Here is a 14,492-nt window from a genome sequence, read left to right on the forward strand (position 1 = left end):
CGCAACGCCCCTCAGCTTGCTGAACGATCGCCGACATCATGGTTAACCCGCCACTAACCATTTTGGTGGCAGACTGTTTGATGCAGGCCTCCGGGGGGATGGCTCCCCGGGCGCCGTGCGGGAGCACGACCATGGCGACGCGTTCGGGACCGGCAGCAGGCGATCTGTCGATATCGGAAATCAAGGAATTCGCGAGCTTTCCCGCCGCGACGCAGCGGTATATCCGCCGCTCGCTCGACATCGGGCTCGAACGCGACGACGCGATCGCGCGCTGGTCGCGCGACATGGTGGAGGAAACCGCGATCCGCGTTCAGGCGCGCGTCTATCACCGCCTCGTCGACATCCGCGCGCATATTCCGGACGATAGCGGGCTCGATGCGCTCGAACATTTCATGGCACCGCTGATCGCCGTGTCGGCCTTCGACCTCGGTCAGGACCGGCTCCATGCCTTTGCGCCCTACCGCTTCCTCTACGAACGGCTGCTCGGCGCCCATGCGCGGCCTTGGCTGCCCGGCGCCTTCTGCGCCGCGGCGTCGCTGCCGCACCTCCACCCCGACAAGCGCAAGATCCTGCTCCAGTCGATCAGTGAAGCCGCCGCGACCGCGCCCGGTTGGTCGGCGCGCGAGCCGAGCTTCTATCCCGAATGGGTCGAGAAGGTGGACGAAATCAAACCGGCGAACTGATCGCGCAGCGGCGGCGGCCATCGGGTGCCGCCCGGACCGCTTTCGCTCAGATCAGCGCGCGATAGAGGCCGAAGGCGCTCGTCGCGGTCAGCACGATGCCGACCATGACCAGCATGACCTTGGGCGAGAAGCGCTTGGCCATCATTGCGCCGAGCGGCGCGGCCGCGACGCCGCCGATGATCAGCCCCAGCGTCGGTCCCAATATCTCTGCGAAACCGAGGTTCGCGATAAAGGCGATCGATACCGAAATCGCGAGGAAGAATTCGACGCTGTTGACCGTGCCGACAACCTTGCGCGGCTCGCCGCCCTGGACGAGCAGGTTCGAGGTCACGACAGGTCCCCAGCCGCCGCCGCCCGCCGCGTCGAGGAAGCCGCCGACGACAGCCAGTGGGGCGACGACCTTGGGCTTTGCGATCTTGGGCGGATAGAGCAGGCCGCGAATGAGCAGCCACACACCGATCAGCACCAGATAGCCGAGCACGAAGGGCTTCACCACGTCCGCATGAAGCGACGAAAGGACATAGGCGCCGAGAACGCCGCCGATCACGCCCGGGATCAGCAGTCGCCAGAACAGCGGCCAGTCGATGTTGCGATGGAATAAATGGCTGAGGCCCGATGCGCCGGTCGTGAAGATTTCCACGACATGGATGCGCGCCGATGCGGTCGCGGGCGGGACGCCAAGGACCGCCACGAGCAGGGTGTTGCATATAACGCCGAAGGCCATGCCGAGCGCGCCGTCGACAAGCTGCGCGGCGAAGCCGATCAGGATGAACGGCAGGAGCGCGGAGAAGTCGATGGCCGCAAGTTCAGTCATATGTCATCCCAACCCATTTGATTGACAACCTGCTGCCGGGATTCCCTGGCCGGCGCCAGCCCAATTTTTCTGCTCGCGGCAAAGGGATTTGTTTGTGCGCCCCACCGAAGTCTCCGAACGGGCTCAGCCGGTAACGTCGTCGGGCAGGTAGTCGCGTACATAGTCGATGAACGCGCGGAGTTTCGGCATCACCTGTTTACGGCTGGGATAATAGAGAAACAGGCCGGAGGTCGAGCAGGCAAAGTCGGGCAGAACCAGTTCGAGTTGACCCGAGGCGACGAGCGCCTTGACCACCGGCTCGGCGGTCATGCCCATCGCGACCCCGGCGTGCACCGCGACCATCATCGCGGTAAAATCGTTGACGATCACTGGCCCGGTCACCCCGACCTCGATCTCGCGATTCCCTTTCTCGAACGTCCAGGGCATCAGCGCGCCGCTGCCCATGCGCATGCGCACGCAGCGATGATTGCGAAGCTCGTCGGGACTTTCGGGGCGTCCGTGTTTCTCCAGATAGCCCGGCGTTGCGACCGCGACGAAGCGGAACGGCCCGGTCAGGCGGACGGCGATCACATCGGCATCGAGCGATTCGCCCATCCGCACCCCGGCATCGAAGCCGCCGGCGCTGAGGTCTGCGAGCGCGTCCTCGGCATAGATTTCGAGTTCGATCTCGGGATAGGTTTCGCAAAAGCCGGCGATGATCGGTTCGAACAGAGGCTGCACCGCGCCGCGCATCAGGTTGATGCGGAGCCGGCCCGCGGGGCGGTTGCCGAGGTTGCGCGCGGCTTCATAGGCGTCGCCGAGCCCTGCATAGGCGGGCGCGGCGCGCTCGAGGAACATCTCGCCCGCCTGCGTCAGCCCGACGCTGCGTGTGGTGCGCATGAACAATGGGGCGCCAACGCGCGCTTCCAGCCCCTTGATGATCTGGCTGATCGCCGAGGGAGAGACGCCAAGGTCGACCGCCGCGGCGGAAAAGCTCCGCCTTTCCGCGACACGCAGGAAGGCTTCGATCCCGTCGAGCACCCCGTGGGGGATTGTTAAATCCTGCTTCAAAGCACTTGCAGATTATAGAGGATTATCTATGTGCGCAACCGCGACTAAAAAGGTTGCACAACGAAACGAAAGGAAACCTCTCCCATGGCCTATCAGCTCTCCTCTTATCGCCGCTTTCCTGCCGCTTTCGCGATCGTCGCCGCTTCGGCCCTCGCGTTCACCGGCCTGATGGCAACCGCCAGCCCCGCTTATGCCCAGTCGGGTAGCGACTATCGCTGCTCGGGCCTCGCCGAACAGGCGCATGTCGCCGCCGGCGGTGTCGAAGGCGCCAAGCAGTCGAGCGCCAAGCGCTTTGTTTCGACCGGCAAGAAGCTGTGCGAAGCGGGCAACGAACGCGCCGCCGCCAAGCAGTTCCGCGCCGCGCTGAAGATTGCCGGCGTCGCCGAAGTCGAAACCGACAGCCAGATGGCGTCGCGCTAAGACAAACTGACACACCAATCTCCGGACCGTCCTCTCTCTCCCCGACGGATCCACATAACTGGGGCGGCACTCATAACGAGGCCGCCCCATTTGTTTATGCGCGGTTTGCAGGATAGACTGCCGCCATGTCAGGCAGGAAAGCGCGACCTGAAACGCCGCCAGCCGGCGCGTCCGCAAATGATGCCGTGCCGCTCTGCCGGTACGAAGAACTGGCATTGCGCGAAAACCGCCTGCGGCAAGCGGCGGCCAGGAAGCGCAAATCCGGAAACTAGATCCGCCGATAGCGGAAATACCAGACTTCGTGCCCCTGCGCGCGCGCCTTGGCTTCATAGCGCGTTTCGGGCCAGCCGTTCGGACGCACCTGAAAATCGCGCGCATCCTGCGCCAGCCATTCGAACTGATGGCGGTGGCGGCGCATCACCATCAGCGCGTGCTGAAGATAGATCGGATGGTCGGTGCCGAACCGGAATTCGCCGCCGGGTTTGAGCTTCTCTGCGATCAGGTCGAGCGGTCCGTCGTTCATCATCCGCCGCTTGGCGTGGCGCGCCTTGGGCCACGGATCGGGATGGAGCAGATAGGCGAAGCTCAGGGCGTCGTCGGGAATCCGCCGCAGCACCTCCAGCGCGTCGCCATGATGGATCCGCACATTGCCGAGCGGCAATTTCGCGCCATGATCGCCCGCGACATGGACCAGCGCCTGCGCGACGCCGTTGATAAAGGGTTCCGCGCCGATGAAGCCATGATCGGGCAGCATGTCGGCGCGACCTGCCATATGCTCGCCGCCGCCAAAGCCGATCTCGAAATGCAGCGGCCGGTCATATCCGAACAGGCGCTCGGCGGTTACATCGCCCTCGGGCGGCACTGCGATCTGCGGCAGCAACGTGTCGACCAGATCCTGCTGGCCGGCGCGCAGCGGCTTGCCCTTCGAACGGCCATAAAGGCGGTTGATCGTCGTCGGATCGCCGGGTTTGTAAGCAGTCATGGCGCGCGCGTTAGCGCGGCCGGGCCGCAGGCGAAAGGGCGCTATTTCTCTTTTGTGCCGCTGTTGATCCGAATGTCGCGCTTTTTACCCCAGGTCGTGACGCTGCTGGTGACCTCGCCCGCGTTGACGATCTCCATGGTGCGCGCCGGCGAAGGGAGTCGGTCCTGCGCCACGAAGATCAGATCTTCGGCCGCCATCTTGAGCGTCACGCCATAGCTTGCCGTCTTGCCGTCACTGTCCACGGCCCCGGCGATCGACGGGGCGACCCACACGCCATCGCCATTGTCGCCGACGGCAAGAAGATAGGCGTTGTTCGCCGCATCGGGGCGATAGGCTGCCTTGTTGCCGTCCAGCGCGCTGTCGCGACACCATTGTATCTGCTCGGGAGCGCCTTTCCGTTCGCCCGCGGCCGCCGAAACGAGGGCGCCGGCAAGCGCGCCTTTCATCATGTCGCCTTTCGCGTCCTTTGCGGTACCTTTGAAGACAAGCGGCTCGGCGCACGGAATGAGCGGAAGAGCGGCGGAAGCCGCGGGCGCATTTTTCGGCCAGCCGATTTCCTTCAACCAGCCGTCCATCGCCTGCGCCAGTTCGGCCGGACTCTTGTCGCGTGACGTCGCCCGCAGCTTTACATACCAGTCGCCAAGCGGCAGCAACGCGACCCCGGTACTTTTATAACCCGTCGCGTCGGGCGTGGCGTAAACCGCGCGAAGCCCGCTCGCCACGGCCTGCCCGGGCGGCGTGAATGGTTCGGGCGGGGCGGCCAGTTTTGCTCCTGCGAACGCGCCGCGGTTCTCGATCGACCATTGCGCTTGCGCCATCCACACGGGGACGCCGCCGTTGGTGTTGCGGAAAATATAGAAGGACAAAAAGTCTCGGGCCGTATCGGGTTCGAAGCTCAGGCTGACATCGAGTTCCTGCGGGGCAAAGGTCCGCGCCCGTGTCAGCGGATTGCCGCCGAGCTTGGCGGGAACGGTGATGCCGCTATGGGCATGCGTCCAGGGCTTGCCTGCCGTGACGGCCAATTCGCCTTGGGCCCATACGGGCGACGCCGCCAGCGCCAGCGCCGAAAAAATCAGCCAAACAGAAAATCTTGCCACCGACCAGCCTCCCCCTATCCGACGACTTCGAAGCTGTCAGATCGGGGTGGCGATGGCAAGCGCCTGCCTTAGCCGGCAATCGCGGCCTTCAGCTTGTCGACCAGATCGGTGCGCTCCCACGGGAAGCTGTCGCCTTCCGACGTGCGGCCGAAATGGCCGTAGGCCGCAGTCTGTCTATAGATCGGCTTGTTGAGGCCCAGATGCGTGCGAATGCCCTTGGGGGTCAGGCGCACGAGTTGCGGGATCACCTGTTCGATCGCGGCTTCGGTCACGCCTTGCGCGGCGGTACCATGCAGGTCGACATAGATCGACAGCGGTTCGGCAACGCCGATCGCATAGCTGAGCTGGATCGTGCAGCGGCGCGCGAGGCCCGCGGCGACGATGTTCTTCGCAAGATAGCGGGTGATATAGGCTGCCGAGCGGTCGACCTTGGTCGGATCCTTGCCGCTGAAGGCGCCGCCGCCGTGCGGGCTCGCGCCGCCATAGGTGTCGACGATGATCTTGCGGCCGGTCAGCCCCGCGTCGCCGTCGGGCCCGCCGATCTCGAAACGCCCGGTCGGATTGATATGATAGATGGTGTTCGCAGTGAGCAGTTCGGTCGGCAGCACGTCGGCAATCACGCCGAGGACATATTTGCGCAGCTCGAGATATCTTGCTTCGTCGCCTTCGCCATTATGGAAATAATAGCCCGGCGCATGCTGCGTCGAAACGACGATTGCGGTCGCTTCGACCGGACGCTCGTTGGCATAGCGCAGCGTGACCTGGCTCTTCGCATCGGGTTCGAGGAAGGGCGCGATTCCCGCCTTGCGGTCGGCGGCCATCCGTTCGAGAATCTTGTGGCTGTAATCGAGCGTCGCGGGCATCAGGTCGGGCGTTTCGTCGGAGGCATAGCCGAACATGATGCCCTGATCGCCGGCGCCTTCGTCCTTGTCGCCGCTTTCGTCGACGCCTTGTGCGATATGCGCCGATTGCGCGTGGAGATTATTCTCGAAGCGGAAGCTTTCCCAGTGGAAGCCCGACTGTTCATAACCGATCTCGCGCACCGTGTTCCGAACCGTGGCCTCGATCTCTTCGAGCGCGCCCGTCGCCCATTCGTCATTCTCGAACACGCCCTTGCAACGGATTTCACCGGCCAGCACGACGAGCTGAGTGGTCGTCAGCGTCTCGCACGCGACGCGCGCTTCGGGATCCTTCGACAGGAACAGGTCGACGATCGAATCGCTGATCTGGTCGGCCACCTTGTCGGGATGTCCTTCGGATACGCTTTCGGAGGTGAAGAGGAAGCTGTTGCGCATGGAGAGCCTTCTTGGGAACGAATATAAAGGATGCTTTATGTCTGCGCCCTGTTAGCGGCCGCGCCGCCGGAACGCAATGGCGGCGGCGAGCAGCAGCAACGCAAATCCGACCGGCAGCATGTTGCCGTGGCGGGCGAACAGCGTGGGCGCGTGGGCCTTTGGTACGAAGCTGTCGATGCGCCCGGCCGCATGCATCGGCAGCGATTCGACGATGCGGCCGTCGGCATCGATGATCGCGCTGATCCCCGTCGGCGTCGCACGCACGACGGGCAATCCTTCCTCGATCGCGCGCAGCCGCGCCTGCGCCAGATGCTGCGGCGGGCCCCAGCCGCCGAACCAAGCGTCGTTCGACGGGTTGAAGATGAAATCGGGACGATGCGCGCGATCGACCACCTGCCCCGAAAAGATGATTTCGTAGCAGATCTGGAGCCCCGCGCGGCCGAATGTGCCGAGGTCGAGCGTATGCGGCCCCGGTCCGGGCCAGAAATCGATATCGCCGGGCGCCAGCCGCGACAGGCCGATCGCCGACAATATTGGCCGCATCGGCAGATATTCGCCGTAGGGGACAAGGTGCGCCTTGTCGTAACGCGGGCCGAGCGTGCCGTCTGCATGGATGGTCATCACTGCGTTGCGCGCCCCGACGACATCGCCCGCCTGGTCGAGTTCAAGCTTCAATGCGCCGAGCAGCATCAGATCGCCCGGGTTCATCAGGGCGACGAGCCGCGCGCGCGCAGCGGCGGGCGAGCGATCATAATAGGCCGATGGATAGCCCCACTCGAGATAGTCGGGCACCGCTGCCTCGGGCCACAGGATCAGGCGCGGCGTATCGTCCTTCGGGCTCGTCAACCGTGCCAGCTTGGCGAAATTGGCGTCGGCCTTGCTGCCCTCCCACTTGTCCTGTTGCCCGACATTGGGTTGGACGACGGTGATGGGAATGCGCTCCATTCCTTTGGACCGGACGGCGGCGTCGGCATCGCTGCCGGCCTGCGTCAGAAATGCCGCGCCCCAGAACAGGACGAGGCTCGCCAGAAGCGAGGCCGCAGCCACGCGACGGCGATAAAAGGCCAATATCAGGACGCCCGCGAGCAGGCAGGCGATCCCGCTCATGCCATAGGTGCCGATCCATCGGGCGGGCGCCGCGACGTGCGGGACAGCGATCACGCCGAGGGGGTTCCATGCGAAGCCGGTAAAGACCCAGCTGCGGAGCCATTCGGTGAGCGTCCAGAGGCTCGCGAAAACCAGGATGTAGGAGGGGGCAGCGAAATGCGTATCGGCTTTTGGCTTGATCGCCCATGCGCCCCACGCAGCAAGTGCCGGATAGACGGCCAGATAGAGAGCGAGCAGGACGACGGCGATCCAGCCGAGCCACGCGGGCATCGCCGCCTGATAGGTGAAGGCGGTCGCGATCCAGTTCAGGCCGATTGTGAAATGGCCGACGCCAAAGGCCCATCCGAGTCCGAAGGCGCGCCGGCCTCGCGGGGCTTTCGCGACGAGCGTCATCCAGCCCGCAAGCGCGAGCAGCGTCAGCGGCCAGAGGTTCAGCGGTGCGAAACCCGTCGCGGAAACGGCGCCAAGCAAAAGGGCGACAAGCTTGGGCCAACGGTCGGCGAAAGCGGCGATGCGGGAGGAAGTCGCGGTCACGCGCGCTCTCTTAGCCGTCCGATGTTACGGCCACTAGAGCATATATTTCATCTTGATCGACTGGCGCACGGTGCCGGTCAGCACAAAGCTCGCCGATTTGAAGCTCGGCGGACCGACGGTGATCGTCGGGTTGCGCGAAAAACCGAAACCTTCTTTTGGCAGGAAGATCGCCGTGTCCATCTTGTTGTTGCTGTTCTCGTCGTGGACGACCGCGATCGCATAGGTGCCGGTTGCGGGCGCGTGGACCGTGAAATCGCCTGCGTCGGCCGCCTTCACCGCCATACGCACCGATGACTTGTCCTTGCTGCAATCGGGAAATGCCTTGGGATTGGTGGTCAGGCAGACGAGTATCTGCCCCTTCATATTGCGCAGCCCGGTGACGCTGACCTCAACCGTCGGCGTGGGTGTCGGCGGCGACGCGCTCGCGGCGCCGATCAGCAGGGGCAATGCTGCCCCCAAAGTCGCCAAGGCCAAGATCGGTGCCGCACGCCTTGTCCCAGAAGCGAAAATAGAGCCCATAATTCCCTCGGTAAGCGGCGTGATGCCGCTCGTGATGCGTCGCGGTTATCAGCCAGCGCCCTGCGGGTCCATGAACAAGCGCGCGCGGGAACATTTCCCACCCCATATGATTGCCGACGCCCATGACGGTCATAATCGCCAGCACGGTCCCCAGCACCGCGACATGGATCGGGATGACGAAGACGAGCGCCGGAATGACGATGGCGCCGGTGATCGCCTCGACCGGATGGAAGCTCATCGCCGCCCAGGCCGTCGGCGGCCGGCTGTCGTGATGGACGCTGTGCGCGATGCGGAACAGCTTGGGCCGGTGCATCCAGCGGTGCGTCCAGTAAAACCATGTGTCGTGGATCAACAGATAGGCGAAAAGGCTAAGCGGCAGATACCAAATCGGAAATGCGTGGATATCGGTATAGATGCGCGTCCAGCCATGCGCCTGCCAACCCCATGCGACGACGCCCGCGGGAACCCCGTAAATCGCCGCGCTTGCAAGGCTCCAGCCGACCTCGCGGCGCATCTGCGGTTCCAGCCCGCGATAGAGGCCGGGGTGTTTCAGCCGCGTCGCGAAAGCGAAGGTCCCGCTGGTCAGCAAATAGCGCACGCCCACGATCGCGGTCATCGCAAGCGCGGAGAAAAGGATCGGCCAGCCGGTCATCGCGCAAGGCTAGCCGCTCGCGGCCGCGTTGCAATGGCTTTGCGCCCGCGCGTTTGCGTGGCTAAGGCAGGCGAATGGTGGGGCCGAGCAATGATAAATGCGATATCGCGATCGTCGGCGGCGGGCTCGCCGGCGGGCTCGCGGCGCTTGCGCTCGCGGCGAAGCGGCCCGACCTCGACGTGCGACTGGTCGAGCCAGGGCCGATCGGCGGCAATCATGTCTGGTCCTTTTTCGACAGCGATATTGCCAAGAAGGACCGTTGGATCGTGGCGCCGCTCGTTCGCCACCACTGGACGGGATATGATGTCCGCTTCCCGTCGCACGCGCGCCGGTTGCGCATGGGGTACAAGAGCATAACCGGCGAAGCTCTCGCCGACGCTGTCATGGCGGCGCTGCCCGCAGGGCATATCATTACCGACAAGGCCAAGCATGTCGCGCCCGACCATCTGCTGCTGTCGCGTGGTGGGCGCCTGTCGGCAAAGCATGTCATCGACGCGCGCGGCGCCATCAAATTCCCGACGCTCGACTGTGGCTGGCAGAAGTTCGTCGGACAGGCACTGACTGTGAAGGGCGGGCACGGCATCGAACAGCCTGTCGTGATGGATGCGACAGTCGAACAACTGGACGGTTATCGTTTCGTCTATCTGCTGCCCTTCGACGCCGAAACCATCTTCGTCGAGGACACCTATTACAGCGAAGGTGCCGATCTTGACGCGCCCGCCGTGCGCGAACGGATCGCCGCCTATGCGGCGGCGCAGGGCTGGGACGTCGCCGCCACGACGCGCGAGGAACACGGCGTGCTGCCCGTCGTGATCGCGGGGGACTTCGACCGGTTGTGGCTCGAATCCGATCGCACCGCGCGAATTGGCGTTCGCGCCGGCGCGTTCCACGCGACCACCGGCTATTCCTTGCCCGACGCCGTGCGCACGGCATCGGCGCTGCCCGGTCTCGTCGACCGCGCCGATCTTCCCGCAATCCTTCGCGGCCGAGCCGCGGCGTCGTGGCGGCGCCAGCGTTTCTACCGCATGCTCGGGGCCATGGCGTTCCGCGCGGCCGATCCGGGCGAGCGTTACCGTATCTTCGAACGCTTCTATCGTCTCGCGCCCGGGCTTGTGGCGCGTTTCTACGCCGGACGGTCGACGACGGCGGACAAGCTGCGCATCCTGTCGGGCAAGCCTCCGGTGCCGATCGGCCGCGCGATCGCCGCGCTGGCAAAGCGCGACTGGAAATGAGCCGCAACGCCATCGTCATCGGCGCAGGGTTCGGCGGGCTCGCCCTCGCGATCCGGCTGCAATCGGCGGGCGTCGAGACGACGGTCGTCGAGGCGCGCGACAAGCCCGGTGGGCGGGCATACCACTGGCTCAGGGACGGCTTCACCTTTGATGCCGGGCCCACCGTCATCACCGATCCGCCGTGTCTCGAAGAATTGTGGGCGTTGAGCGGACAGCAGATGAGGGACGATGTCGACCTCGTCCCCGTCATGCCCTTTTACCGGCTCAACTGGCCCGACGGGACGAACTTCGACTATTCGAACGACGAGGCGGCGTTACGGGCGGAGATCGCCAAGCTCCATCCGGCCGATATCGAAGGTTACGACCGCTTTCTCGAATATTCGAAGGGCGTGTACGAACAGGGCTATGTGAAGCTCGGCGCGGTCGCCTTCCTCGATTTCGCCTCGATGATCCGTGCCGCGCCTGCACTGATGAAATATCAGGCGTGGCGCAGCGTCTATGGGGTCGTCTCTTCCTATGTGAAGGACGAGCGGCTGCGGCAGGCGCTGTCGTTCCATACCTTGCTCGTCGGCGGCAACCCGATGACGACGAGCGCGATCTATGCGCTGATCCACACGATCGAAAAGGACGGCGGCGTCTGGTTCGCGCGCGGCGGCACCAATGCTCTTGTAAGTGGCATGGTGCGGCTGTTCGAGCGCTTGGGCGGCAGGCTGCTGCTCGGCGATCCGGTGACGAAGATCGAAACGACGGGCGATCGCGCGACGGCCATTACGACGCAAAGCGGCTGGCACGCCGAGGCCGATATGGTCGCGTGCAACGGCGACCTGATGCACAGCTACAAGGATCTGCTCGACCATCCGCGCGGCGCCAGGGTCGCCAAAAGCCTGTCGCGCAAGCGCTGGTCGCCCTCGCTGTTCGTCGTCCATTTCGGCGTGAAGGGCGAATATCCCGGCATCGCCCACCACAGCATCCTCTTCGGCCCGCGCTACAAGGGGCTGCTGGGCGACATTTACGGCGGGAAAATCCCCGACGACTTCTCGCTCTATCTCCACCATCCGAGTGTCACCGACCCCGGCATGGCGCCGCCCGGCCATTCGACCTTTTACGCGCTCGCTCCCGTCGCGCATCTGGGCAAGGCCAAGGCCGACTGGGACGGCGATTTCGGCGCGCGTTTCGCCGATGCGGTCCTCGAAGAGGTCGAACGCCGCGTCGCGCCCGGTCTTCGCGCGAACCTCGTCACGCGCTTTCATTACACGCCCGCCGATTTCGGCCGCGACCTGTCGGCGCATCTCGGCAGCGCGTTCAGTCTCGAGCCCCTCCTCTGGCAAAGCGCGTGGTTCCGGGCGCACAACCGCGACGATGTGATTTCCAATCTTTACTTCGTCGGCGCGGGGACGCATCCGGGCGCAGGAATCCCCGGCGTCGTCGGCAGTGCCAAGGCGACCGCCCATCTGATGTTGGAAGAATAATGAAACGCCTTGCCGTCTATTGCGGGTCCGCGACCCCCGAAGATCCGATCTATATCGAAACCGCGCGCCACGTCGGCCGCACGCTGGCCGAGCGCGGCATCGGCGTCGTCTATGGCGGCGGCCGGCTCGGACTGATGGGTGCGGTCGCCGACAGCGCATTGGAAGCCGGCGGCGAGGTGATCGGCATAATCCCCGAGGCACTCGTCGGCGCCGAGGTCGCGCATCGCGGCTGCACCGAATTGCATGTCGTCAGCGGCATGCACGAGCGCAAAAAGATGTTCACCGACCTGTCCGACGGCTTCCTTACCATCCCCGGCGGCGTCGGTACGATGGACGAATTGTGGGAAGCGATCAGCTGGGCGCAGCTTGGCTATCACAGCAAGCCGGTCGGGCTGCTCAACGCCGCGGGCTTCTATAACGACCTCATCGCCTTCAACCGCAACATGGTAGAGGTCGGCTTCATCCGTCCCGCCCACGCCGGGATCATGATCGTCGACGCCGGGCTCGACGATCTGCTCGAAAAGATGGCGGCCTATGTCCCGCACAAGACGATCTTCGCGATGAAGGCCGAAAATCTGTAATGACCGGCGAGGGGGCCTATGATGCACATGCCCTCCACGGTTTCGCGCACGACAGCATCGCGCGCGGATCGAAAAGCTTTGCGCTGGCCAGCCAGCTCTTCGACCGCGAAACGCGCGAGCGCGTCTGGCTGCTCTATGCTTGGTGCCGCGCCGCCGATGACCTGACCGACGGACAGGATCATGGCGGCGCGATGAAGCCGGACCATGATCCGGTCGCCGCGGTCGCCTATATTCGCGCGCAGACCGACAAGGCTTTTGCCGGGCAGCCGACGGGCGACATGGCGTTCGACGCGCTCGGCTTCCTGCTCACCGAAGTTGCGATCCCGCGCTGGGTGATCGACGATATCGTCGCGGGGTTCGAACTCGATGCGAAGGATTGGCGTCCGCGCAGCGAGCAGGATTTGCTGCGCTACTCCTATCACGTCGCCGGCGCGGTGGGGGTCGCGATGGCGCTGGTGATGGGGATCGATCCCTCCGACGAGACGACGCTCGACCGCGCTTCGGACCTCGGAATCGCGTTCCAGCTCGCCAATATCGCGCGCGATGTCGCGGAGGATGCCGCCGCCGATCGCTGTTATTTGCCCGTCGAATGGATGGTCGAACTCGACATCCCGCCCGGCCAGCACATGCACCCCGCCTTTCGCGGGCGCTTGTCGGTGATGGCGAAATGGCTGTCCGAAATGGCGGAGGAATATGAAGCGTCGGCGCGCTGGGGCGCGCGCAAGCTGGGCCCGCGCAGCCGCTGGGCGGTGCTCGCCGCGGCGGGCATTTATGGCGACATCGCGCGCGAGGTTCGGGCGCGGGGCGATCATGCTTGGGATCACCGTGCGGGAACCTCGCTCTTCGCCAAGCTCGGCTGGGTGGCCCGCGCCGGCTGGTCGGTTCTCCGCCGTCCGCCACAGCGGCGGATCAGCCGCGACGGCCTCTGGACGCGTCCCACACATGTCGAACCGGGCCATGAGGGTGCGGCATGAGCTATCTCGAATGGATCGCGGCGGCGTTCGTGCTGACCAATGTCGCGCTCGTCGCGCTGCGCAGCGTGTGGAACTATCCCTTCGCGCTCGTCGCCGTGACGCTCTACGCCTTCGTCTTCTTCGAAGCGAAGCTGTACAGCGACATGCTGCTCCAGGGCTTTTTCTTCGCGCTCAACCTGTACGGCTGGGCGGCCTGGGTGCGAGCGCGTGAAGACAGCGGGATTCCCGTTGGCTGGATGACGGGCCGCGCGCGACAAGGCTTCGCGCTCGGAACGATCATTGCCTGGGTCGCGTGGAGCTTCGCGATGGACCGCCACACCGACGCCATCGCGCCATGGGTCGACGGCGCGATCGCGATGCTCAGTATCACCGCGCAATGGCTGCTCGCGCGGCGCAGGGTCGAAAGCTGGTGGTTGTGGATCGCGGTCGACCTGATCGCGGTGCCGTTATTCGCCTGGCGCGGCCTTTATGCGACCAGCGCAGTCTATGTCGTGCTGCTCGGCCTGTCGATCGACGGCCTGCTCCAGTGGCGCCGGGCGGCGGCAACGGGCAGGGTGGCGCCATGACACGCCATATCTGCCTCCACGGCGCCGAAAGCACCGGAAAATCGACGCTCGCGCCGCGCCTCGCGCTCCAGCTCGGCGGGCTCGTCGTCCCCGAATATGGCCGCACCTATGCCGAGGCGAACGGCACCAATCTCGACGAGGTCGACCTGCTCGCGATCTTCGACGGCCACCTCGCGGCGACGCGCGCAGCGCTCGCGCAGCGCCCCGAATGGCTGGTGTCCGATACCGACCCGCTGATGACGCAGGCGTGGGCGATCATGCTGCTCGGCCGCCGCCTGCCCGAAATCGACCTGTGGGACGAGGTTGCCGACCTTTATCTGGTCCCCGCGATGGACCTGCCGTGGGAAGAGGATGGCACCCGCCTGTTCGGCAGCGAACTCGCGCGCGTGCAGTTCATGGAGGTCGCGATCAGCGAACTCGACCGCCGCAAGCTGAAATGGGCGTGGGTCGAGGGCGAGGGCGACGCGCGTCTGGCGAGCGCGCTTGCGGCAATCGCGGCGGCGGAGCTGCCTTAGCT

The 14,492-nt window shown here is 65.0% G+C and carries 16 protein-coding genes; 8 read left to right on the top strand and 8 right to left on the bottom strand.

Annotation, left to right across the window (positions count from 1 at the left end):
* Positions 1 to 131 precede the first annotated feature (131 nt).
* Positions 132 to 683, top strand: a complete 552-nt coding sequence (locus BLW56_RS09935) for a hypothetical protein (protein WP_093510339.1) — start codon at positions 132 to 134, stop codon at positions 681 to 683.
* Positions 684 to 729: 46 nt separating this feature from the next.
* Here the strand turns inward: BLW56_RS09935 and BLW56_RS09940 are convergent, their stop codons facing one another.
* Positions 730 to 1,497: a sulfite exporter TauE/SafE family protein gene (locus BLW56_RS09940; RefSeq protein ID WP_093510340.1), complete on the bottom strand. Its 768-nt coding sequence runs from the start codon at positions 1,495 to 1,497 to the stop codon at positions 730 to 732.
* Positions 1,498 to 1,620: 123 nt separating this feature from the next.
* Entirely contained in the window at positions 1,621 to 2,517 is an 897-nt protein-coding gene (locus BLW56_RS09945; RefSeq protein WP_256203373.1) for a LysR family transcriptional regulator, read from the bottom strand.
* A gap of 114 nt (positions 2,518 to 2,631) precedes the next feature.
* Here BLW56_RS09945 and BLW56_RS09950 point away from each other — a divergent pair, with 114 nt between their 5' ends.
* Entirely contained in the window at positions 2,632 to 2,967 is a 336-nt protein-coding gene (locus BLW56_RS09950) for a hypothetical protein (RefSeq protein WP_093510342.1), read from the top strand.
* Between the two features lie 268 nt (positions 2,968 to 3,235).
* On the opposite strand, the gene BLW56_RS09955 is transcribed toward BLW56_RS09950, so the two are convergent.
* From BLW56_RS09955 to BLW56_RS09980, 6 genes are all read right to left on the bottom strand, one after another.
* Positions 3,236 to 3,949 carry a tRNA (guanine(46)-N(7))-methyltransferase TrmB gene (locus tag BLW56_RS09955; protein ID WP_093510343.1) on the bottom strand — a complete coding sequence of 238 codons (714 nt, stop codon included), beginning with the start codon at positions 3,947 to 3,949 and terminating at the stop codon, positions 3,236 to 3,238.
* Between the two features lie 41 nt (positions 3,950 to 3,990).
* Complete coding sequence (locus tag BLW56_RS09960; RefSeq protein WP_093510344.1) at positions 3,991 to 5,046, bottom strand: hypothetical protein; 1,056 nt, start codon at positions 5,044 to 5,046, stop codon at positions 3,991 to 3,993.
* A gap of 68 nt (positions 5,047 to 5,114) precedes the next feature.
* Positions 5,115 to 6,341 carry a methionine adenosyltransferase gene (gene metK / locus BLW56_RS09965; RefSeq protein WP_093510345.1) on the bottom strand — a complete coding sequence of 409 codons (1,227 nt, stop codon included), beginning with the start codon at positions 6,339 to 6,341 and terminating at the stop codon, positions 5,115 to 5,117.
* 51 nt (positions 6,342 to 6,392) lie between these two features.
* Positions 6,393 to 7,982, bottom strand: coding sequence for an apolipoprotein N-acyltransferase (gene lnt / locus BLW56_RS09970; protein ID WP_093510346.1), 1,590 nt, complete (start codon positions 7,980 to 7,982; stop codon positions 6,393 to 6,395).
* Positions 7,983 to 8,015: 33 nt separating this feature from the next.
* On the bottom strand, positions 8,016 to 8,429 hold the full coding sequence (locus tag BLW56_RS09975) for a DUF2141 domain-containing protein (protein ID WP_256203374.1): 414 nt from the start codon (positions 8,427 to 8,429) through the stop codon (positions 8,016 to 8,018).
* Positions 8,371 to 9,153, bottom strand: a complete 783-nt coding sequence (locus tag BLW56_RS09980) for a sterol desaturase family protein (protein ID WP_093510347.1) — start codon at positions 9,151 to 9,153, stop codon at positions 8,371 to 8,373. Before BLW56_RS09980 ends, BLW56_RS09975 begins: the two co-directional genes overlap by 59 nt.
* A 74-nt stretch (positions 9,154 to 9,227) precedes the next feature.
* On the opposite strand from BLW56_RS09980, the gene crtY reads away from it, so the two are divergent.
* Genes crtY through BLW56_RS10010 form a run of 6 tightly spaced genes read left to right on the top strand, consistent with a single transcriptional unit; the run spans position 9,228 to position 14,490 of the window.
* Entirely contained in the window at positions 9,228 to 10,385 is a 1,158-nt protein-coding gene (gene crtY / locus BLW56_RS09985; protein WP_093510348.1) for a lycopene beta-cyclase CrtY, read from the top strand.
* Positions 10,382 to 11,854, top strand: coding sequence for a phytoene desaturase (locus tag BLW56_RS09990; protein ID WP_093510349.1), 1,473 nt, complete (start codon positions 10,382 to 10,384; stop codon positions 11,852 to 11,854). The genes crtY and BLW56_RS09990 overlap by 4 nt, the downstream gene beginning before the upstream one ends.
* Positions 11,854 to 12,435, top strand: coding sequence for an LOG family protein (locus BLW56_RS09995; protein WP_093510350.1), 582 nt, complete (start codon positions 11,854 to 11,856; stop codon positions 12,433 to 12,435). The genes BLW56_RS09990 and BLW56_RS09995 overlap by 1 nt, the downstream gene beginning before the upstream one ends.
* Positions 12,435 to 13,409, top strand: a complete 975-nt coding sequence (locus BLW56_RS10000; protein ID WP_093510351.1) for a phytoene/squalene synthase family protein — start codon at positions 12,435 to 12,437, stop codon at positions 13,407 to 13,409. Before BLW56_RS09995 ends, BLW56_RS10000 begins: the two co-directional genes overlap by 1 nt.
* The gene (gene pnuC, locus BLW56_RS10005; RefSeq protein WP_093510352.1) at positions 13,406 to 13,975 is read left to right on the top strand and encodes a nicotinamide riboside transporter PnuC; all 570 of its coding nucleotides are present in this window, start codon (positions 13,406 to 13,408) and stop codon (positions 13,973 to 13,975) included. Before BLW56_RS10000 ends, pnuC begins: the two co-directional genes overlap by 4 nt.
* Positions 13,972 to 14,490, top strand: coding sequence for an AAA family ATPase (locus tag BLW56_RS10010; RefSeq protein WP_093510905.1), 519 nt, complete (start codon positions 13,972 to 13,974; stop codon positions 14,488 to 14,490). The genes pnuC and BLW56_RS10010 overlap by 4 nt, the downstream gene beginning before the upstream one ends.
* The last annotated feature ends 2 nt before the right edge of the window (positions 14,491 to 14,492 follow it).

It is taken from the genome of Sphingopyxis sp. YR583 (assembly GCF_900108295.1).
In the GTDB taxonomy this organism is placed as follows: domain Bacteria; phylum Pseudomonadota; class Alphaproteobacteria; order Sphingomonadales; family Sphingomonadaceae; genus Sphingopyxis.

Coding starts and splice junctions, on each gene's coding strand:
- BLW56_RS09935 (WP_093510339.1), top strand. CDS start 132: ATGGCGACGCGTTCGGGACCGGCAGCAGGCGATCTGTCGATATCGGAA.
- BLW56_RS09940 (WP_093510340.1), bottom strand. CDS start 1,497: ATGACTGAACTTGCGGCCATCGACTTCTCCGCGCTCCTGCCGTTCATC.
- BLW56_RS09950 (WP_093510342.1), top strand. CDS start 2,632: ATGGCCTATCAGCTCTCCTCTTATCGCCGCTTTCCTGCCGCTTTCGCG.
- BLW56_RS09955 (WP_093510343.1), bottom strand. CDS start 3,949: ATGACTGCTTACAAACCCGGCGATCCGACGACGATCAACCGCCTTTAT.
- metK (WP_093510345.1), bottom strand. CDS start 6,341: ATGCGCAACAGCTTCCTCTTCACCTCCGAAAGCGTATCCGAAGGACAT.
- BLW56_RS09980 (WP_093510347.1), bottom strand. CDS start 9,153: ATGACCGGCTGGCCGATCCTTTTCTCCGCGCTTGCGATGACCGCGATC.
- crtY (WP_093510348.1), top strand. CDS start 9,228: ATGGTGGGGCCGAGCAATGATAAATGCGATATCGCGATCGTCGGCGGC.
- BLW56_RS09990 (WP_093510349.1), top strand. CDS start 10,382: ATGAGCCGCAACGCCATCGTCATCGGCGCAGGGTTCGGCGGGCTCGCC.
- BLW56_RS09995 (WP_093510350.1), top strand. CDS start 11,854: ATGAAACGCCTTGCCGTCTATTGCGGGTCCGCGACCCCCGAAGATCCG.
- BLW56_RS10000 (WP_093510351.1), top strand. CDS start 12,435: ATGACCGGCGAGGGGGCCTATGATGCACATGCCCTCCACGGTTTCGCG.
- pnuC (WP_093510352.1), top strand. CDS start 13,406: ATGAGCTATCTCGAATGGATCGCGGCGGCGTTCGTGCTGACCAATGTC.
- BLW56_RS10010 (WP_093510905.1), top strand. CDS start 13,972: ATGACACGCCATATCTGCCTCCACGGCGCCGAAAGCACCGGAAAATCG.